The following is an 18463-nucleotide window of genomic DNA, read 5'->3' as shown; positions in this document are numbered from 1 at the left end:
CAATGAGCATCAACAATCTTGAGACGCAGGTGCTCGCGCTCCCGGTCGAACCGCCGCTGCACTTTTACTTGATAGTGGACTCGGCGCAGGACTCGCGACACCCTTTGGCAATACAGCAGGCCGAGCCCGGAACACGCAGTCAATGCCTGCTCACCCTTGCGCAAGGGCCGGATCTGGAAGCCGCTGCGCCGCATCTGATGACGTTTCCGCAGTTTGAACGGGACGCGGCAAGCTGGCAGTGGATATCCAGCTATGGACCTGTGTTGCCCGCTGCGGTGAGTATTATTGCCAGCCCTCTACCATTCGATCCGCTTTACGCGCATCTGCATTCGTCCACCGAAGTCGTATTGCCGGATGGCGAAGAAATGATATTTGCATTCTGGGACCCCGCTGTTCTTGCGACGCTGGTCGGACAACTGGACGACCCCACGTTGCATGTGCCCGGGCCGGTGCTAACCGTGCAGCAGCGCGAAAAATTCCTGACCGGTATCTCCGCATGGTGGTACTGGGATCGCAACGGCAAGTTGCATCAGATTGCGCCCGCCCTAAACCCTGGTGCCGCAAGCACGGTAATGCTTCCTCTAAGGCTCACACAAACGCAGGTGGATATGCTGGTGGAAGCCAGTGTGCCGGATCATCTTCTGGGCTACATCAACACCACCAAGCCCGAGTTGCTGGCGGATATACCTGAGACAGAGCGATACGCCCGTGTGAAAAAGCATCTGCTTGAGGCACGCATGCTGCGCCTGGTGGGTATGAGGGACATCATTAACTATGTCTGCGCTGCGCTGATTTACGGTAATCAGGTGTATGAGAACAGCGTGATCGTCGGCTTGCTGGGAGGTGTTCGAGAGAGTCAGATGAGTCTGGCAGAAGCGCTGGAGAAGTTTCCGTGAACGTGATACCTCGCTCTAAAAAGCTCCGCTCATCGATATTAATTGTGAACCTGGATGCCGGAACTGATGCCGTTTAATCCAACCCGTCGAACGTTGACCCGATGTCTTGCGCTCGGCCTTGCTTATCCCTTGGTGGCGTGCAGTGATGAAAACCGCAAAGCGAGACTGTTTATGAAAGATGACATTGTGCTGTCCGTAGTGCTGTACAGCTATCTGGATCGCCCGATATTCGATGTCATGCTCAATGGCTCCGGGATCGGCGGCGCTAACTCCTATGGGGGCAACGGGATGATTACCGGAATCCGCGTGCCGTTCGGAAAGCAGGCTTTAACGTGGCGCCTGGACGGACCGCCAGGAATGGCTCGTAACGGAGAAACGGTGGCGATGAAGAATCCCATCAATCTCGCCGCAGAGCAGATTCCCGCAGACGCCCATTACCTGGCGGTGAACATCTATCCGGATAATACGGTCGAGTTTGTTTTTGACAAGTACATACCTGATAGGACGCCTCGGGGGGATCAGATCATAGACAAGAGTGAACGGCATGGCGAATGAACGGTTGCAATCCACTGTTTTTGGTAAGGGTGATATTTCGGATAACAAAACAGTCGTGAAGCGGGAATGTTCCGATGTCGTCGATATAAGTTTGTTTTTCATGGCACAGGAAATAACAAGGACGCTGATGAACGGCGCGGGTACTGGCTCCAATAGCACGACTACCGACGTGTGGACGAGATGTTCACCTCAACTCGAGCCTGGGTAGGCGGCGTGGTGAGGTGCTTCGTACGTTGCCGCATGCGATTTCCGTGACCGTAATACCTTGCTCCAAAAACCTCGACTGACGAATTCAACCCTGAACCTGGAATGCCGAGCTGATGCTTTTTAATCCAACCCGTCGCACGTTGACCCGATGTCTTGCACTCGGCCTTGCTTATCCTCTGGTTGCGTGCAGTGATGAAAACCACAAAGTGAGACTGTTTATGAAAGATGACATTGTGCTGTCCGTTGTGCTGTACAGCTACCTGGATCGCCCGATCTTCGATGTCATGCTCAATGGCGTTGGGATCGGCGGCGCCAACTCCTATGGAACGAACGGCATGATTACGGGCATCCGCGTGCCGTTTGGTAAGCAGCGTTTGACCTGGCGTCTTGGCGGGCCGCGCGGAATGGTTCGCAATGGAGAAACGGTGGCGATGAAAAATTCCATCAATCTCGCCGTAGAGGAGGTTCCTGCAGACGCCCGCTACCTGGCGGTGAACATCTATCCGGATGACACAGCCGAATTCGTTTTTGACGAGTCCATACCCGATCCGACGCCTCGTGGAAAGATCATCGACGAGAGGAGAAAGCATGGCAAATGAACAGTTGCAGTCGGCTGTTTCCGGCAACCGTGATATTCCGAATAGTCCGCCCAGTCCGAAGCAGGACTGTTCCGATGTGGTCGCTATCAGTTTGTTTTCTGATGGCACAGGCAATAACCAGGACGCTGATGAACCGGCGCGGGTACTGGCTCCAACAGCACGGGGGACGAGATGTTGACCGCAACTCAAGCCAAGGTAGGTGGTGACGTGGGCGGCGCAGGCGGAGCCTGCTGGTCTAGTGCGGAAAGCGCGGCGTGGTGAGGTGTTACGCACGTTGCCGCATGCGATTTCCGTGAGCTTAATGGCTTGCTCCAAATACCTCCACTCACGAATTCAACCCTGAACCTGGAATGCAGAACTGATGCTTTTTAATCCAACCCGTCGCACGTTGACCCGATGTCTTGCGCTCGGCCTTGCTTATCCCTTGGTAGCGTGCAGTGATGAAAACCGCAAAGCGAGACTGTTTATGAAAGACGACATTGTGCTGTCCGTTGTGCTGTACAGCTACCTGGATCGACCGATATTCGATGTCATGCTCAATGGCGTTGGGATCGGCGGCGCCAACTCCCATGGGGGCAACGGGATGATTACCGGCATCCGCGTGCCGTTCGGAAAGCAGGCTTTAACGTGGCGCGATGCAGGGTCGGGGGAAACGTTCGCTATCAGGAATGCCATCACTCTCACCGAGGAGCAGATCGGCACAGACGCTCACTATCTGGCGGTGAACATATATCCGGACAATACAGCCGAGTTCATTTTTGACAGGTACATACCGGATAGGACGCCCCGGGGAAATCAGATCATAGATGAGAGCGAACCGCATGGCGAATGAGCGGTTGCAATCCCCTTTTTTCGACAAGGGTGATGTTTCGGATAACAAAACAGTCTAGAGGCGGGAATGTTCCGATGTCGCCGATGTGAGTTTGTTTTTTCATGGCACAGGCAATAACCAGGACGCTGATGAACCGGCGTGGGTACTGGCGTCAATGGCACGGCTACCGGTGTATGGACGAGCTGTTGACCGCAACTCAAACCAAGGTAGGCGGGGAAGGACGGCGGCGCTTGCGGAACGGGCTGGCCCAATGCGAAAAGCGCAGGGTAGAAAGCGTGCCGCGCACGCTGCCGCGTGAATTTCCCTGACCGTCATAACTTGCGCCAAAGAACCTCCACTGATCGAATTTAATTGTAAATGGGGAATGCCGAGCTGATGCTTTTTAATCCGACCCGTCGCACGTTGACCCGATGTCTCGCACTCGGCCTTGCTTATCCTCTGGTTGCGTGCAGTGATGAAAACCACAAAGTGAGACTGTTTATGAAAAATGACATTGTGCTGTCCGTTGTGCTGTACAGCTACCTGGATTACGCGATCTTCGATGTCATGCTCAATGGCGTTGGGATCGGCGGCGCCAACTCCCATGGAACCAACGGCATGATTACCGGCATCCGCGTGCCGTCCGGAGCGCAGGCTTTAACGTGGCGCGATGCCGGGTCGGGGAAAACGTTCTCCATCAGAAATACCATCACTCTCACCGAGGACCAGATTCCTGCAGACGCCCGTTACCTAGCGGTGAACATCTATCCGGATAACACAGCCGAATTCGTTTTTGACGAGTCCATACCCGATCCGACGCCTCGTGGAAAGATCGTCGATGAGAGAAGACGGCATGGCAAATGAACAGTTGCAGTCCGCTGTGTCCGGCAACCGTGACATTCCGAATAGACCGCCCAGTGCGAAGCAGGACTGTTCCGACGTGGTCAATATCAGTTCGTTTTTGATGGCACAGGCAATAACCAGGACGCTGATGAACCGGCGCGGGTACTGGCTCCAACAGCACGGCTACCGACGTGTGGACGAGATGTTGACCGCAAGTCAAGCCAAGGTAGACGGCGTGGTGAGGTGTTCCGCACGTTGTCGCGTGCAATTTCCGTGAACTTAATGGCCTACTCCAAAAAACTCCACTCACGAATTCAACTCTGAACCTGGAATGCAGAACGGATGCTTTTTAATGCAACCCGTCGAACGTTGACCCGATGTCTAGCGCTCGGTCTTTTTTATCCTTTGATCGCATGTGGTGATAAGCAACGCAAAGCGAGGCCGCTTATGAGAACACACATTGTTATGGATGTTGTCGTTTTTAAATATACCGACAGACCAATCTTTGACGTTCTGTTAGACAACGCTTTTGGCGGTGGCGCTGCTGCATACGATGGCGGTAGAGCAATAGCAACCGGCGTCTCCATTCCTCTGGGGCCTCAAACGTTGACTTGGCGTGACGCGGGGACGGGTAATACCGTCGAAATGAAAAATACCCTGAATCTCACAGACAAGGACGTCTCCGATAATGCGCAGTACTTAGCCATTCATATCTACCCGGACGATACGGTCGAGGTGACCTTCGATGAATACTTACCGACAGCAACAAAGCGGGGGAAATTCATTATGGAAAATGCAGAAAAAAATGGCCAATGAACGTTTGCAGTCTGTCCTTTCCGGCAATCTTGACGTACCGAACAGCACGCCAGCTCCGAAGCAGGACTGGTGCGCCGGATCATATCCTTGGCTACATCAACGCCACCCCGCCCGAGCTACTCGCTGCCATACCTGAGACAGCGCGATACACCTGTGTGGAAAAACATCTGCTGGAGGCACGCGGGGTGTGCCTGCTGGGTATGAGAGACATTATTGACTAGATCTGCGCTGCGCTGACTTACGGTGATCAGGTGTATGAGAACCACGTGATCGTAGGCTTGCTGGAAGGTGCTCGAGAGAGTCAGGTCAGCCTGGCAGAAGCGTTGAAGCAATTTCCGTGAACGTAAACCTTGCACCGAAGAAACTCCACTCACGAATTAACCCTGAACCTGGAATGCAGAACTGATGCTTTTTAATCCAACCCGTCGCGCGTTGACCCGATTTCTTGCGCTCGGCCTTGCTTACCCCTTGGTTGCGTGCAGTGAGGAAAACCACAAAGCGGGACTGTTTATGAAAAATGACATTGTGCTGTCCGTTGTGCTGTACAGCTACCTGGATCGCCCGATATTCGATGTCATGCTCAATGGCTCCGGGATCGGCGGAGCCAACTCCCATGGAACCAACGGCATGATTACCGGCATCCGCGTGCCGTTCGGAAAGCAGGCTTTAACGTGGCGCTTAGACGGACCGCTAGGAATGGCCGGTAACGGAGAAACGGTGGCGATGAAAAATTCCATCAATCTCGCCGTAGAGGAGGTTCCTGCAGACGCCCGCTACCTGGCGGTGAACATCTATCCGGATGACACAGCCGAATTCGTTTTTGACGAGTCCATACCCGATCCGACGCCTCGTGGAAAGATCATCGACGAGAGGAGAAAGCATGGCAAATGAACAGTTGCAGTCGGCTGTTTCCGGCAACCGTGATATTCCGAATAGTCCGCCCAGTCCGAAGCAGGACTGTTCTGACGTGGTCAACATCAGTTTGTTTTTTGATGGCACAGGCAATAACAAGGACGCTGATGAGGCTTCGAAGAAGTGGGCCAATCCCGCCAAAATGTGGCAGGCAGCGTTTCTAATCGCAGAAAAAGGAGGACCGGATTACCCCATCTACATATCAGGAGTAGGTACGGCTTTCAATGGCACGGCGACCGACTGGTTGGACGAGGCGTGGACAACAACTCAGGACAAGGTAGGCGGTGGGTTCGGTGGCGCAGGCGGAACCCGCCGGACCGAGTTTGGAAAGAACAACGTTAACGACAAACTGCGAATGGTCTTGCTCGACAATGCAAAGAAGCTGAACGCGACGACGAAAGCCTATGCCGAGAAAAGCAAGGGCGAAAGCCTGGGTGAACTGAGCAAAGCGCTTGCCGCACATCGTCTGATCAAGATGATCAATCTGTCTGTCTTCGGTTTTTCTCGTGGAGCGGCGCTGGCGCGCGCCTTCGCGAATGATTTTTTAAAGGACTGCAAAACCGACAAGCAGGGGCAGCTGACCTATCAGGGCTTTCCGGTTCGGACTCATTTCATGGGCCTGTTTGACACCGTGGCGTCCTTCGGCGGGCCCGCGGTCAATATGGATTCGTTTTTTACGGAAAAAAATCTGAAGGTCCCCGGTGCGGTCGAGCGGTGTGTTCATTATGTCGCGGCTCATGAAATGCGCTTTTCTTTCCCCGTCGATCTGATCCGCCAGCACGGGAAGCTTATGCCAAACTGGAGCGAGACCGTCTATCCCGGTGTGCATTCCGACGTCGGTGGCGGATATGAACCGGTTGACCAAGGGCTCTCCAATAACTACGCCCGCATACCATTACGTGACATGATGAGCGAGGCGTTGAAGGCCGGTGTTCATTTGCCGGCATACGGTGACGTGGAAAGCATCAATGCGCCCATTTTTGACGAACGTTTCGCCGTCACCCCCGACGCGGAAACGGCGTTCGCACGTTACATGCGCGCAGTACCAACACGCGGCTCCATTGAGGATGTGGTCAACGCACATATGAAGGCGCTGTATTCGGCGTACGGAACGATGTCCCGGCGAGGCATCAGGACACCCGACAATAATTCTGATATCGGCCACAGACTTCTCGGCCATGCGAGCATGGCGCAGGAAGCAAAGGCACTGCGCAGCCGTCGGGCGGAAGGAGGGCTGACTTTGGAGCAGAACAATCCTCTTCAGGTCATTGGATCAGTCTACGGCCAACTAGTGCAGCCCGAGGCGTGGCGTCTTCAGGCTTGGGAGGCCACAGCGGCCGACGACGTGCTGGGCCTCATCAGCAAGTATGTGCATGATTCGAAGGCGGGCTTCCTGTGCGGAGTTGAACCCTTCAGCTATTTCGGGCCGCGCGGTATGACCGAGTGCAGCCACAATGTTCTGGCTGAAGGCTTGCAGTGGCTCGACGCCAACGCGAACGCCGCCAGGGAGGCGGTCATCAAGGTCTACAACGCCGCCGGACATATCGTGGTGGAAACCTGGCAGGCGGGCGAGATGATAGCGACGAAGACGTACAAGGTCGGGGAAACATTTGTAGTGGACACCGTGGCCGCAGGTCAGAAATATGCTGTCGAGGTTTATCAGACCAGCAGGAACGTGGTGATCACAAAAATCGACGAAGGTCAGCGGGTCGTCATTGATTCAGTCGATATGGTGCAGAAGGAAGCGTCCTCGGCTTTGGACGCATTGAAACAGAAAGCAGCAAGCGTGACCCAACAGGTGCGGCAGGGTGCCCGTTCAGCCGCCAATGAAACCGGCAGGGCTATCGACAATGGCATGCAAACTGTCGAAGGCGGCTGGCAATCGACGAAAGCCGCTCTCCACCTGTGACGCTTAAAAACAGACAGGTGGCGCGGTATTCACACCGCGCATTGCCGATTGGACTCGCGTGATTCAGCCATCGACAGCGCATTCGAAAATAGAACTAGAGTGAGAACGGATCGTCCGATTTGTTTGGAAGGCGACTCAGTGGACCACGGTGGCAAAATCGTCAGGGGTGCCGGATGTGGGCGTACCTGTCGTAGTGCGTCAATGCAAGACTGCATGCGGCAACGTAGTTCGGTGTATTCCGCGCGCGCATTCCGTGTCGATGACGGCGTTCTCGCTCGGCACAAAGTGGACGCTGAATCTCGCGCATTCTTCTTCGGCATGGTCTGCCGACCATTGGCAATGTCGTTGCCGTATCGCTTGCGAGCTGCGAGGGGCTTTAAACGCCAAAGCCCCCCACGCAACAACTACAACATAGTCCTAACATGCCAAAGCTCAGGAAACAGCACCACATCGAGCATCTTGCGCAGATAAGGTGCCCCACTAGTCCCACCCGTGCCCTGCTTGAACCCAATGATCCGCTCGACAGTAGTCACATGCCTGAACCGCCACTGCCGGAAAGCATCCTCGAGATCGACGAGTTCTTCGGCCATCTCATACAACTCCCAGTGCTGCGAAGGATTGCGATAAACCTCCAGCCAGGCCGCTTCGACGGAAGCATCATGAACCGTCGGCTGCGTCCAGTCGCGCGTGAGCCGCGAAGGCGAGATCGCGAATCCGCGACGCGCCAGCAGCTTCACTACTTCGTCGTAGAAAGAGGGGGACTCCAGAGAAGCTTTCACCTCGGCAAGCACGTCCGCACGGTGCGCATGCGGCTTTAACATTTGCTCGTTCTTGTTGCCGAGCAGAAACTCGATCTGCCGATACTGATAAGACTGAAACCCCGACGAGCTGCCCAGATAAGGACGCATCGACGTGTATTCGGAAGGCGTCATCGTCGCGAGCACGCTCCAGGCTTGCACCAGTTGCTCCATGATCCGCGAGACGCGCGCAAGCATCTTGAACGCCGGCGGCAACTCATCGCGATGCACAGCGCCCAGCGCGGCGCGCAACTCGTAGAGCGCGAGCTTCATCCACAATTCGCTGGTCTGATGCTGAATGATGAACAACATCTCGTTGTGATCGGGCGACAAAGGATGTTGCGCATCCAACACCGTGCCGAGCGACAGGTAATCGCCGTAACTCATCGACTCAGAGAAGTCGAGTTGGGCATCGTGCCAGCCATCGGCTGAAGGGGCGTTTGTAGCCGACCCTTCAGCGGACGCAGCGCGCCCTTGACCGAACGGGCATCCTTGAGCAGGGTTTTCTTCGGGCAAGCCCGGCGTTTGCATGTGATCGTTCATCGGGCGCTCCTCAGGTCACCGCGCCGCGTGCGGCGAATTCGGGTGCCCGCCAGGTCTCGCGCACGAGCACCTCGCGCAGCGTTTCGACGGCATCCCATACATCGACAAAGCGCGTGTACAGCGGCGTGAAGCCGAAGCGCAATACATGCGGTTCGCGATAGTCGCCGATCACGCCGCGCGCAATCAACGCCTGCATGACCTCATAACCATGCGGATGTTCGAAGCTCGCATGCGAGCCGCGCTGTGCATGCGCGCGCGGCGTGACGAGCTTCAACGGAAATTCGCTGCAACGTGTCTCGACTAGTTCGATGAACAGATCAGTCAACGCGAGCGACTTGCGGCGAATCGCCTGCATGTCGGTCTGCAGGAAAACGTCGAGTCCGCATTCGACGAGCGCCATCGAGACCATCGGCTGCGTGCCGCACAGAAAGCGGCCAATGCCGTCGTCGGGCTGATAAGCGGGGTCCATCTTGAATGGCGCGCGATGACCCCACCAGCCGGAAAGCGGTTGCGCAAAATCGTTCTGATGGCGCTGGGGCACCCAGACAAACGCTGGCGAACCCGGGCCGCCGTTCAGATACTTGTACGTGCAACCCACCGCATAGTCGGCACCCACGCCGTTCAGATCGACCGGCACAGCGCCGGCCGAATGCGCGAGATCCCACAGCGCCAGCGCGCCCTTGTCGTGAATCAGTTTGGTCAGCGCGGCCATGTCGTGCATGTAGCCGGTGCGGTAGTTGACGTGCGTGATCATGGCGATCGCGGTGTCGTCGCCGATTGCCTCGGGCAACTCGGACGGATCGTCGACGAGTCGCAGTTCATAGCCGCGGTCGAGCTGCTCGATCAAACCCTGCGCGATGTACAGATCCGTCGGAAAGTTAGAACGTTCGGAGACGATCACGCGTCGCTTCGGGTCGCGTGCGTTCGCGAGACGCAGCGCGGCGGAGAGCAGCTTGAACAGATTGATCGAGATCGTATCGGTGACGACAGCTTCGTTTTCAGCGGCGCCGATCAACGGCGCGAGCTTGTTGCCGAGGCGGCGCGGCAACGCAAACCAGCCCGCGGCGTTCCAGCTGCGGATCAAGCCCTCGCCCCATTCGGCAGCGATCACGGTTTGTGCGCGTTGTGGAGCTGCCGCCGGCGGCACGCCGAGCGAATTGCCGTCGAGGTAAATCGTGGTCGGCGACAGCGCGAACTGGTCGCGTAATGTCGCGAGCGGGTCGGCGCTATCGAGCGCCAATGCTTCTTCGCGGTGTTTCATGGTGGTCTCGTTCAGTCGCATGATGCGGATTCGAAAAATCAGTGCGCGTCTGGCAGCGCGCGGAGCACTGCGCGCACGGGGCTTGCGTCGAGCGTGGTCAGCTTCAGCGGCAGCGCGATCAGCTCGTAGTCGCCTGGGGCGACATCGTCGAGCACGATGCCTTCGAGAATAGCCATGCCGTGCGCGCGAACGCGGTGATGCGCGTCCATCGTTTTCGATTCCTGTGGATCGAGCGAAGGCGTGTCGATGCCGATCAGCCTCACCCCGTTCGCCGCCAGCAGATCGATCGTTTCAGGCGCGACGGCGCAGAAGCCGCTGTCCCACGCCGCTGTCGGCGCATCTCTGTAAGTTCGTAGTAAGACTCGCGGCGGCAAGTCGCCCTGCAAACCATCCAGGTGTTGTGGCATCACAACAGGCGATGCGCCGATGCAATGGATCACACGGCACCGTCCGAGGTAGATATCGAGCGGCACATGTCCGATCGCGGCGCCTTCTGCGTCGTAGTGCAAGGGCGCGTCGGTGTGAGCGCCGGTATGCGGCGAGAGGGTCAGCCGTGCCACGTTCACGGGCGACCCGGCCTCGATGCGCCAGACGCGCTCAATGCCGACGGGTGTGTCGCCAGGCCAGACCGGCGTCGCCGTATCGACGGCGGGGGTAATGTCCCAAAGTGTCTGCATGTCTCCATCTGCGGGTAATGTCCATAGGGAATGATAGGTGTCTGACCGCGAAATGTGATTGCGAAAAAATCTCCTTCTGAGCCGTGTCTTGGAACATAATTTGAGACAAATGGGAAAGGGAGACCGAATATGAACGCGATCTCGCTCGACGCCACCGATTGCCGTATCTTGGCGGTGCTCCAGCAAGAAGGACGAATCAGCAATCTCGATCTCGCGGAGCGCATCTCGCTGTCGCCGTCGGCGTGTCTGCGGCGCTTGCGTCTACTGGAAGAGCAGGGTGTCATCGAGCACTACCGCGCGTGTCTGAACCGCGAGGTATTGGGATTCGAACTCGAAGCATTCGTGCAGGTGTCGATGCGCAACGACCAGCAGAACTGGCACGAGCGCTTTGCCGAGGCGCTGCGCGATTGGCCGGAAGTGGTCGGCGCCTTTGTCGTGACGGGCGAGACGCATTACCTGCTGCGGGTTCTTGCGCACAACCTCAAGCACTATTCGGATTTCGTCCTGGAGCGTCTCTACAAGGCGCCCGGCGTGATGGATATTCGCTCGAATATCGTGCTGCAGACTTTGAAGGAAGATTCGGGCGTGCCGGTGTCACTGGTCACCCGGACTGGCGGGCACGGCGCGCCGCACAACGATCGCTGAGGCGCTACCTCTCGTTGGAGCCATTGCCGGCGCCAAGCACGCTTACAGTGGTTTGAGCCCGTGAAACTTGCCGTTCTGAAACACGAGCGGCGCAATCTCCGCTGCATTCTCATGCACGCCGCAGCGCTCCACTTCGCCGACGAAAATCACGTGGTCGCCTTCTTCGTAACGGCTGCGGTTATGGCATTCGAACCAGGCTAGCGCGCCATCGAGTACCGGCATCCCCGTGTCGCCCGCCGCGTGCGATACGCCTTCGAACCGATCGCCCTTGACCGTGGCAAAGCGCTTGCACAGATCGAGTTGCGACGAGGCCAGCACATTGACGACGTAGTGGCTGTTCGTGCGGAACACGGGCATGGACGCCGAGCGTGTTGCCAGGCTCCACAGCACGAGCGGCGGGTTGAGTGAAACCGAATTGAACGAACTGGCGGTGATGCCGATCAACTGCCCCGACGCCGCACGCGTTGTGATCACGGTGACGCCGGTAGCAAACTGGCTGAGCGCCTGCCTGAAGGCGGCCTGGTCGAAATTGGGCGGGCTGGCTTGCTTCATTGCGCGCAGGCCGTGGATGCACGTCGGCGTGAAGCCGGGCTCAAGCGCTTGCCCGCACGGCGGGAAACAGATAATTCGAAAGTCATAGTGAAAATCGTCGATTTGCCCCAATTTTAACTGCAATCGCGATGCACCGGCCGGGACACAGAACGGCGCATCGCAAAACCCGCTAAGCTGAACGCTGCGCCGGTGACATGAGCGCTGTGGCGAAGCGGAAGCGGCATAGGCCGATCACGAGCTTGAAGGAGCGAGCAGCATGAGTCAGACAGGCGAAGTCGCCACCTTGGGTGGCGGGTGTTTCTGGTGCCTCGAAGCCGTTTATCTGGGCGTTGAGGGAGTGAACTCCGTGGAGTCGGGCTATGCGGGCGGCGAGACGCAGCGTCCGACGTATGAGCAGGTGTGCGACGGCGCGACGGGCCACGCCGAAGTCGTGAAGGTGGACTTCGATCCGGCAAAGATCAGCTATCGCGAGATTCTGGATATTTTTTTCGCGATCCACGATCCGACGCAGCTGAACCGGCAAGGTAACGACGTCGGCACGCAATACCGCTCAGTGATTTTCACGCAGTCCGACGCGCAGCGCGAAACGGCTTTGCAGGCAATCCGCGAGATTGGCGAGCAGGGTATCTACGACGGCCAGATCGTCACGCAGGTATTGCCGCTCGACGGCAACTACTGGCCGGCCGAGGCCTATCATCAGAACTATTTTGCGCAGCATCCGAATCAGGGCTACTGCTCGTTCGTGGTCGCGCCGAAGGTCGCGAAGTTTCGCCAGAAGTTCGCTCACCGCATCAAGGCGAGCTGACGGGGAGGGCGCCGACATCTTCGTGCTCGTGTGCAAGCCGCGCATAGGCTTCGACGATCTCGCGCGCCAGTTCCACACAACTGAGCGGCGCTGAGCCTTCAGCCTTGTTGTTGACCGCGATCACCACCGGTTGGCCGGCAAACGCATAGCGCGCGGCCAGTTCGGCGAGCGACGCGCGCGTGGCCGGGTCGCGGTCGACGAGCTGATCGAACGGCTCATACTTCGCCTTCGCCTGCTCGTACTTGAAGCCGCCATGCAGGCTCCAGCGAACGATCAGCGGCCCGGCCGGTTCGCCATCCATCAGCGCGAGCGCCGCAGCCTGCCGCAGAGGGTCGGGCATCCGCGCATGGATGCCCACGCAGTAGCGCACGCCCGCCGCTTTGAGCGTACGAATGAAGCGCGGCGTGAGCAGACTGGCGTCGCGGATTTCGATCGCATAGCAGGTGTCTTCCGGCAGCTTCGGCAACGCCATCAGAAAGCCGGCCAGCCGTTCTATGAACGCGGCAGGCTGCGCGAGCATCTGGTCGGGCAGCGGCGAAAGCTGGAACACCAGCGCGCCGGCCTTTACGCCGAGGCCTTCCAGACACGGCGTGACGAAGTCGTCGATCGCCATTTGCGCGTTGAGGAAGCACGGGTTCAGCGACACCGGCTCGCCGCGTTCAGCGCGTACGGTTGCGTCGGTGATCGTCATCGGCGCTTTCACGATGAAGCGGAAATGCTCGGGCACCTGCTGCGCGTAGCGCAGATATTCGGTGACCGTGAGCGCCTGATAGAACGACCGGTCGATGCTGACTGTCTTCAGCAGCGGATGCGCGCCATAGGCGGTAAGGCCGTCGCGCGAGAGCTTGCTGTTGCTGTACTCATCGCCGTACACAATGCCGTTCCAGCCGGGAAACGACCATGTCGATGTGCCGAGGTGCACCTGCGGCGGCAGTTGCGCGGCGAGCGCGAGTACATCAGGCGAGGGCGGGGCGGCGAGGATTTCCCGCGTGCGGCGCTTTTTTGGGGCATCGGCTGGCGGCGGGGCTGCTGCGGCGGATGTCGGCGCTTCGTCCTGCTGCCCGTCCTGCTGCCACAGCGACGCGGCGGCGGCTTTCTCGCGTGCACCGCGCCGGCTCGCGGGCTTCGACACGCGGGCGGAGTTGGCGGCCGGCGACTGAGAGGCGGCCTCCTGCGCGTGCGGCAATGGATCGCCGGCCACAGTGCGCGAGGGCTTCTCCCGCGCTTCGGTTTCCGCCGATGCAACCGCCGGTTCCACCGGCATCCCGAACAGATCGAACTGCACCGCTTCGCTTTGCGCATCCGCCTGGAGTGGCGCTTCCGGCTCGCCCAGCGCCTGTTCCACTTCGCTTGTCCCGCTCTGGCCCATCGAGATTCGACCTGCTGTTCAGTTGTTTGCGCCGCGGCGGCACGCTCGTGCAAGATGCCGCGGCGCTCACGTCACAGCGGCTTCTCGTACATGTAGCGGCGCGACCACGGCAGGGTTCTCGCGCTGCGGCCGGCCTTGCGGCATACGACCTGATAGATGGAGACGTCGTCGTTTTCGAATGCATACGCGCAGCCGGCCAGATAGACACGCCAGATGCGGAATTTTTCGTCGTCGACGAGCTTGCGGGCTTCTTCCGCATGCGCCTCGAAGTTTTCCGCCCAGAGGTCGAGCGTGTGCGCATAGTGACGGCGCAGGCTTTCGACGTCAACCGCTTCGAGCCCGCCGCGCTGCATCGATTCGAGCGCGAGGCTGATGTGCGGCAGCTCGCCGTCGGGAAACACATAACGGTCGATGAACTCGCCGCCGCCAAGCGCGGTTTCGCCGCTATCCGAATCGCTCGACGTGATGCCGTGATTCATCGCGACGCCGTCGTCGGCGAGCAGGTCATGCATCTTCCTGAAGTAACCCGGCAGGTTCTTGCGGCCCACGTGCTCGAACATGCCCACGCTCGTGATGCGGTCGAACTGCCCGTCGACATCGCGGTAATCCTGCAGACGAATCTCGATCTGATTCTCGAGGCCCGCGGCTTTCACACGCGCCGTGGCGAGATCGAACTGGTTCTGCGACAGCGTCACGCCCACGCATTGCGCACCGAATTTCTGCGCCGCGCGCAGCACCAGCGCGCCCCAGCCGCAGCCGATGTCGAGCAGGCGCTGCCCCGGCTGCAACTGGATCTTGGTGAGGATGTGGTCGATTTTCTTGATCTGCGCGGTGGCCAGATCTTCGTCGCCGTTCTCGAAGTACGCGCACGAGTACACCATGTTCTCGTCGAGCCACAGCTTGTAGAACTCGTTCGAGACGTCGTAGTGATACTGGATCGCCTTTCGGTCCGACGCTTTCGAATGCTGGAAATAGCGCCGCATGCGAGCGAGCTTGCTCGCACTGGTGACGGTATTGCGCGCGAGCTGATAGCTCACGTTGATGATGTCCGAGAGCTTGCCCTCGATGTCGATCTTGCCTTTGACGTACGCCTCGCCCAGATTGTCGAGACTCGGTTCGAGCAGATAAGGCAGCGCCGTCGCGCTTTTCACATGCAACGTGACCTGAGGCGCGGCGAACCGCCCGAAGTCGTGTTGCTGACCGTCCCACAGCACCAGACGTGCTGGTAAGTCAGCCTTGGTCTTTACTTCTTCCACCCACTGCGCCAGCTTTTTCTCCCAGAACATGCGATCTCTCCGTGTCCGTTGAATTAAAGCGAAGCTTGTGTGGATCGCAACTCAGTGCGGCGCGACTCCCATGCCGCGAGATGCGATCCGTGCGCCGCGCGCTGCTGCATTGGCCGCACGCTGACGCCATTGTTTGTGTCATTCAAGGCGACAGACGGGAGATCTGCCAGTCGCTGTTCTCGTTGGAACGCGTGTAAAGCAGGCGGTCATGCAGACGCGACGGCCGACCCTGCCAGAATTCTATTGCTTCGGGCACCAAACGATAGCCGCCCCAATGCGGCGGACGCGGAGGTTCATCGCCATATTGCAGGCGCATTTCGCGCTCGCGTGTTTCGAGCTGCGAACGGCTTTCAATCACCTGACTCTGGTTCGATGCCCATGCGCCGATACGCGAACCGACCGGACGCGACACGAAATACGCGTCGCTTTCCTCCGCGCTCGTTTTGACGACGCGCCCCTCGATGCGCACCTGGCGTTCGAGCTCGATCCAGTAGAACAGCAGGCTCGCGTAAGGATTGGTGGCTAGCTCCCGGCCCTTGCGGCTCTCGTAGTTGGTGAAGAACACGAAGCCCCGTTCGTCGACGCCCTTGATCAACACGATGCGCGCCGAAGGGCGGCCGCGCGAGTCGACGGTGGCGAGCGTCATCGTATTCGGTTCGGGCAACTTTGCGTCGACGGCCTGTTGAAACCAGACGTCGAATTGCCGGAACGGGTTGCGGTCTACGTCGCCGACGTCCAGAGAACCCAGCGAATAGTTTTTTCGAAGTTCGGCGAGTGAGGTCATGTTTTTATGCGAACGCTACAGTCAGGGCAGTATAGCTAAGGCGTTAATTTTTTGCGCGCGACCAGATCAAGCGCAACGCGGCCCAGGCACGCATGGTCGGCTAATGCCCCGGAGCGCGACAGGGTGATTGCGGCGGCGATGCTCACGCAAGCGTTCAGGCAAAATACGGCTGGCGAGCTAAAAGCGCTTCCGTTTCCTGCCTGTTCAATGAGTCCATCATGTCGACCACCGCGCAATCCGATCTTACTACCAGCCTCGACGGGAGTGAAACCGCCGACCGTGCGCGGCGCTTCGGCGGCATTGCGCGTCTGTACGGCGCGCCGGCGCTTGCCGCTTTCGAAAGCGCGCATGTCGCGGTGATCGGTATCGGCGGAGTCGGGTCGTGGGTGGCCGAAGCGTTGGCGCGCAGCGCTGTCGGCACATTGACGCTAATCGATCTCGACAACGTTGCCGAGAGCAACACGAACCGGCAGATTCACGCGCTCGACGGCAACTACGGAAAACCGAAAGTCGAAGCAATGGCCGAGCGCATCGCGGCAATCAATCCGTTCTGCGACGTGCGCCTCGTGGAAGACTTCGTCGAGCCCGACAATTTCGCGGCGACGCTCGGCGGCGGCTTCGACTATGTGATCGACGCTATTGACAGCGTGCGCACCAAAACCGCGCTGATCGCGTGGTGCGTCGAGCGCAAGCAGCCGTTGATCACGATTGGCGGCGCGGGCGGTCAACTGGATCCGACGCGCATTCGCATCGACGATCTTGCATTGACGATTCAGGATCCGTTGCTGTCCAAGGTGCGTGGGCAGTTGAGGAAGCAGCATGGTTTTCCACGCGGGCCGAAAGCGAAATTCAAGGTGAGCGCGGTGTATTCGGACGAGCCGCTGATCTACCCAGAGGCGGCGGTCTGCGATATCGATGCGGAAGCTGAGCACGTCACCACGTCGCCGGGTCATACGGGACCGATCGGCCTGAACTGTGCGGGCTTTGGTTCGAGCGTTTGCGTGACGGCGAGCTTCGGTTTCGCCGCGGCCGCGCACGTGCTGCGGGCTTTGGCGAAACAGGCGGGGTGATGCGCGCTTTTTAGCGCGACGGGTTTGCCCGGGAGAGCGGCGTGCGGAAAAGCGGCGTGAGACCAGCGGCGTGAGACCCAGCGGCACGCGACAAGCGTCGCGCGGAAAAGCGGCAAGCGCCGTGCGGCACGAGCCGAGATGCAGCCCGACGCCGCACCGAGGCCGGCGTGCTTCAGACTCGCTTCAGTACAGCGCCGCGCTCAGCTTGCGCCGCCATTGCGACACCAGCTCCGGCTGATGCGCGGCGAGATCGAATACCGACAGCATGGTCTTACGGCCAATGTCGTCGCGGAACGTGCGGTCGCGCTGCACGATGCCCAGCAGATGTTCTAGCGCGCCCGCGTATTTGCGGCGTGCGATCAGCGCGCTTGCCAGATCGAAACGCGCCTCCAGATCGTCCGGATGACTTGCGACGCGCGCTTCCAGCGCATCGGTGGGCGGCAGGTCGGCGGCGGCATCCACGGCGTCGAGCCGCGTCTTGATCGCGTTGAAGCGCGCGTCGATGCCTTGGGTGGTTTTGGGCGACAGCAGATCGACTTCGTTGCGCGCCTCGTCGATGCGGTTGTCGTCGAGCAGCATCTCGATGCGATCCATGCGTGCTTCGTCGAAGCCCGGGTCGTAGGCGAGCGCGGCTTGCAGCGCATCGTAAGCGTCTTCGCGGCGGCCTTCTGCAAGCGCGGCCTGCGCTTCGAGACGCGCGGCATCCGCGCCTTGCGGCACGAGTCGTTCGATGAATTCGCGCAGCTGGCCTTCAGGCAGCACGCCGACGAACTGGTCCACCGGCTGGCCGTCGGCGAACGCCATGACGTGCGGGATGCTGCGCACCTGGAAGTGCGCGGCGAGTTCCTGATTCTCGTCTACGTTCACCTTGACGAGCTTCCATTTGCCGGCGGCTTCGGCTTCGAGCTTTTCCAGCATGGGGCCGAGCGTCTTGCAGGGGCCGCACCACGGCGCCCAGAAATCGACCAGCACGGGGGCCAGTGTCGACGCCGTGATGACGTCCTGTTCGAATGTGGCCAGAGTGGTGTCCATTGCGTCCTCGTCGATAAAACGGTTTGTATGCCAGATGCGGCCGAACGGCGTGGATTCAATGTTCAATGCGCGCCGCGACGTAGCCAGGATTGGC

The 18463-nt window shown here is 59.1% G+C and carries 20 protein-coding genes; 12 read left to right on the top strand and 8 right to left on the bottom strand.

All coding sequences use genetic code 11. The features are described from left to right. The first annotated feature begins 2 nt into the window (after positions 1–2). The 9 genes from RW095_RS31775 (at position 3) to RW095_RS31735 (ending at position 7548) form a co-directional block, all read left to right on the top strand. Positions 3–896, top strand: coding sequence for a DUF4123 domain-containing protein (locus RW095_RS31775; protein WP_317022642.1), 894 nt, complete (start codon positions 3–5; stop codon positions 894–896). Between the two features lie 171 nt (positions 897–1067). Continuing rightward, positions 1068–1451 carry a hypothetical protein gene (locus tag RW095_RS31770; protein WP_317022640.1) on the top strand — a complete coding sequence of 128 codons (384 nt, stop codon included), beginning with the start codon at positions 1068–1070 and terminating at the stop codon, positions 1449–1451. A gap of 425 nt (positions 1452–1876) precedes the next feature. Then, on the top strand, positions 1877–2257 hold the full coding sequence (locus tag RW095_RS31765; protein WP_317022638.1) for a hypothetical protein: 381 nt from the start codon (positions 1877–1879) through the stop codon (positions 2255–2257). Beyond that, a complete protein-coding gene (locus tag RW095_RS31760; protein WP_317022637.1) occupies positions 2247–2435 on the top strand; it encodes a hypothetical protein in 189 nt (62 codons plus the stop codon). The genes RW095_RS31765 and RW095_RS31760 overlap by 11 nt, the downstream gene beginning before the upstream one ends. Positions 2436–2723: 288 nt before the next feature. Beyond that, the gene (locus RW095_RS31755) at positions 2724–3089 is read left to right on the top strand and encodes a hypothetical protein (RefSeq protein ID WP_317022635.1); all 366 of its coding nucleotides are present in this window, start codon (positions 2724–2726) and stop codon (positions 3087–3089) included. A 480-nt stretch (positions 3090–3569) separates the two neighbouring features. Next, complete coding sequence (locus tag RW095_RS31750) at positions 3570–3932, top strand: hypothetical protein (RefSeq protein ID WP_317022633.1); 363 nt, start codon at positions 3570–3572, stop codon at positions 3930–3932. 426 nt (positions 3933–4358) lie between these two features. Continuing rightward, positions 4359–4727: a hypothetical protein gene (locus RW095_RS31745; protein WP_317022632.1), complete on the top strand. Its 369-nt coding sequence runs from the start codon at positions 4359–4361 to the stop codon at positions 4725–4727. Between the two features lie 405 nt (positions 4728–5132). After that, the gene (locus RW095_RS31740) at positions 5133–5618 is read left to right on the top strand and encodes a hypothetical protein (RefSeq protein WP_317022630.1); all 486 of its coding nucleotides are present in this window, start codon (positions 5133–5135) and stop codon (positions 5616–5618) included. After that, positions 5608–7548, top strand: a complete 1941-nt coding sequence (locus RW095_RS31735) for a T6SS phospholipase effector Tle1-like catalytic domain-containing protein (protein ID WP_317022629.1) — start codon at positions 5608–5610, stop codon at positions 7546–7548. Before RW095_RS31740 ends, RW095_RS31735 begins: the two co-directional genes overlap by 11 nt. A gap of 404 nt (positions 7549–7952) precedes the next feature. Here RW095_RS31735 and kynA read toward each other — a convergent pair whose 3' ends face one another. Genes kynA through kynB form a run of 3 tightly spaced genes read right to left on the bottom strand, consistent with a single transcriptional unit; the run spans position 7953 to position 10826 of the window. After that, complete coding sequence (kynA, locus tag RW095_RS31730; protein WP_317022627.1) at positions 7953–8888, bottom strand: tryptophan 2,3-dioxygenase; 936 nt, start codon at positions 8886–8888, stop codon at positions 7953–7955. 10 nt (positions 8889–8898) lie between these two features. Continuing rightward, entirely contained in the window at positions 8899–10149 is a 1251-nt protein-coding gene (gene kynU, locus RW095_RS31725; RefSeq protein ID WP_317022626.1) for a kynureninase, read from the bottom strand. 38 nt (positions 10150–10187) lie between these two features. Continuing rightward, entirely contained in the window at positions 10188–10826 is a 639-nt protein-coding gene (gene kynB / locus RW095_RS31720) for an arylformamidase (RefSeq protein WP_317022624.1), read from the bottom strand. Between the two features lie 129 nt (positions 10827–10955). On the opposite strand from kynB, the gene RW095_RS31715 reads away from it, so the two are divergent. Next, positions 10956–11471, top strand: coding sequence for an Lrp/AsnC family transcriptional regulator (locus RW095_RS31715; RefSeq protein ID WP_128590318.1), 516 nt, complete (start codon positions 10956–10958; stop codon positions 11469–11471). A gap of 42 nt (positions 11472–11513) precedes the next feature. Here the strand turns inward: RW095_RS31715 and RW095_RS31710 are convergent, their stop codons facing one another. Further along, positions 11514–12023 carry a flavin reductase family protein gene (locus tag RW095_RS31710; protein WP_317022622.1) on the bottom strand — a complete coding sequence of 170 codons (510 nt, stop codon included), beginning with the start codon at positions 12021–12023 and terminating at the stop codon, positions 11514–11516. A 256-nt stretch (positions 12024–12279) separates the two neighbouring features. Between RW095_RS31710 and msrA the strand changes: the two genes are divergently transcribed. Beyond that, on the top strand, positions 12280–12828 hold the full coding sequence (gene msrA / locus RW095_RS31705; protein WP_317022621.1) for a peptide-methionine (S)-S-oxide reductase MsrA: 549 nt from the start codon (positions 12280–12282) through the stop codon (positions 12826–12828). Here the strand turns inward: msrA and RW095_RS31700 are convergent. The 3 genes from RW095_RS31700 to pdxH all read right to left on the bottom strand — a co-directional run bounded on the left by RW095_RS31700 (position 12815) and on the right by pdxH (position 16267). Further along, on the bottom strand, positions 12815–14197 hold the full coding sequence (locus RW095_RS31700; protein WP_317022619.1) for a DUF72 domain-containing protein: 1383 nt from the start codon (positions 14195–14197) through the stop codon (positions 12815–12817). The genes msrA and RW095_RS31700 overlap by 14 nt on opposite strands. Before the next feature lie 71 nt (positions 14198–14268). Next, on the bottom strand, positions 14269–15483 hold the full coding sequence (locus tag RW095_RS31695; RefSeq protein ID WP_317022617.1) for a cyclopropane-fatty-acyl-phospholipid synthase family protein: 1215 nt from the start codon (positions 15481–15483) through the stop codon (positions 14269–14271). A gap of 142 nt (positions 15484–15625) precedes the next feature. Then, positions 15626–16267 (bottom strand): pyridoxamine 5'-phosphate oxidase, encoded by a 642-nt coding sequence (pdxH, locus tag RW095_RS31690; RefSeq protein WP_317022615.1) that lies wholly within the window; start codon positions 16265–16267, stop codon positions 15626–15628. 218 nt (positions 16268–16485) lie between these two features. Between pdxH and tcdA the strand changes: the two genes are divergently transcribed. After that, positions 16486–17337, top strand: a complete 852-nt coding sequence (gene tcdA / locus RW095_RS31685) for a tRNA cyclic N6-threonylcarbamoyladenosine(37) synthase TcdA (RefSeq protein WP_020069175.1) — start codon at positions 16486–16488, stop codon at positions 17335–17337. A gap of 183 nt (positions 17338–17520) precedes the next feature. Here the strand turns inward: tcdA and trxA are convergent, their stop codons facing one another. Beyond that, entirely contained in the window at positions 17521–18369 is an 849-nt protein-coding gene (gene trxA, locus RW095_RS31680) for a thioredoxin (RefSeq protein ID WP_317022613.1), read from the bottom strand. Between the last annotated feature and the right edge of the window lie 94 nt (positions 18370–18463).

This window comes from Paraburkholderia kirstenboschensis (assembly GCF_032806925.1).
Lineage (GTDB): Bacteria > Pseudomonadota > Gammaproteobacteria > Burkholderiales > Burkholderiaceae > Paraburkholderia > Paraburkholderia kirstenboschensis.
The sequence above is the reverse complement of the archived record's forward strand: the minus strand, read 5'-3'. Positions and strand labels throughout refer to the sequence as shown.

What these genes read in the sequence shown, in the direction of transcription:
- tcdA (WP_020069175.1), top strand. Translation starts at nt 16,486, where the DNA reads ATGTCGACCACCGCGCAATCCGATCTTACTACCAGCCTCGACGGGAGT.
- trxA (WP_317022613.1), bottom strand. Translation starts at nt 18,369, where the DNA reads ATGGACACCACTCTGGCCACATTCGAACAGGACGTCATCACGGCGTCG.
- RW095_RS31770 (WP_317022640.1), top strand. Translation starts at nt 1,068, where the DNA reads ATGAAAGATGACATTGTGCTGTCCGTAGTGCTGTACAGCTATCTGGAT.
- msrA (WP_317022621.1), top strand. Translation starts at nt 12,280, where the DNA reads ATGAGTCAGACAGGCGAAGTCGCCACCTTGGGTGGCGGGTGTTTCTGG.
- kynA (WP_317022627.1), bottom strand. Translation starts at nt 8,888, where the DNA reads ATGAACGATCACATGCAAACGCCGGGCTTGCCCGAAGAAAACCCTGCT.
- RW095_RS31765 (WP_317022638.1), top strand. Translation starts at nt 1,877, where the DNA reads ATGAAAGATGACATTGTGCTGTCCGTTGTGCTGTACAGCTACCTGGAT.
- RW095_RS31750 (WP_317022633.1), top strand. Translation starts at nt 3,570, where the DNA reads ATGAAAAATGACATTGTGCTGTCCGTTGTGCTGTACAGCTACCTGGAT.
- pdxH (WP_317022615.1), bottom strand. Translation starts at nt 16,267, where the DNA reads ATGACCTCACTCGCCGAACTTCGAAAAAACTATTCGCTGGGTTCTCTG.
- RW095_RS31700 (WP_317022619.1), bottom strand. Translation starts at nt 14,197, where the DNA reads ATGGGCCAGAGCGGGACAAGCGAAGTGGAACAGGCGCTGGGCGAGCCG.
- RW095_RS31710 (WP_317022622.1), bottom strand. Translation starts at nt 12,023, where the DNA reads ATGAAGCAAGCCAGCCCGCCCAATTTCGACCAGGCCGCCTTCAGGCAG.
- RW095_RS31775 (WP_317022642.1), top strand. Translation starts at nt 3, where the DNA reads ATGAGCATCAACAATCTTGAGACGCAGGTGCTCGCGCTCCCGGTCGAA.
- RW095_RS31745 (WP_317022632.1), top strand. Translation starts at nt 4,359, where the DNA reads ATGAGAACACACATTGTTATGGATGTTGTCGTTTTTAAATATACCGAC.
- RW095_RS31715 (WP_128590318.1), top strand. Translation starts at nt 10,956, where the DNA reads ATGAACGCGATCTCGCTCGACGCCACCGATTGCCGTATCTTGGCGGTG.
- RW095_RS31740 (WP_317022630.1), top strand. Translation starts at nt 5,133, where the DNA reads ATGCTTTTTAATCCAACCCGTCGCGCGTTGACCCGATTTCTTGCGCTC.
- RW095_RS31695 (WP_317022617.1), bottom strand. Translation starts at nt 15,483, where the DNA reads ATGTTCTGGGAGAAAAAGCTGGCGCAGTGGGTGGAAGAAGTAAAGACC.
- RW095_RS31735 (WP_317022629.1), top strand. Translation starts at nt 5,608, where the DNA reads ATGGCAAATGAACAGTTGCAGTCGGCTGTTTCCGGCAACCGTGATATT.
- RW095_RS31760 (WP_317022637.1), top strand. Translation starts at nt 2,247, where the DNA reads ATGGCAAATGAACAGTTGCAGTCGGCTGTTTCCGGCAACCGTGATATT.
- kynB (WP_317022624.1), bottom strand. Translation starts at nt 10,826, where the DNA reads ATGCAGACACTTTGGGACATTACCCCCGCCGTCGATACGGCGACGCCG.
- RW095_RS31755 (WP_317022635.1), top strand. Translation starts at nt 2,724, where the DNA reads ATGAAAGACGACATTGTGCTGTCCGTTGTGCTGTACAGCTACCTGGAT.
- kynU (WP_317022626.1), bottom strand. Translation starts at nt 10,149, where the DNA reads ATGAAACACCGCGAAGAAGCATTGGCGCTCGATAGCGCCGACCCGCTC.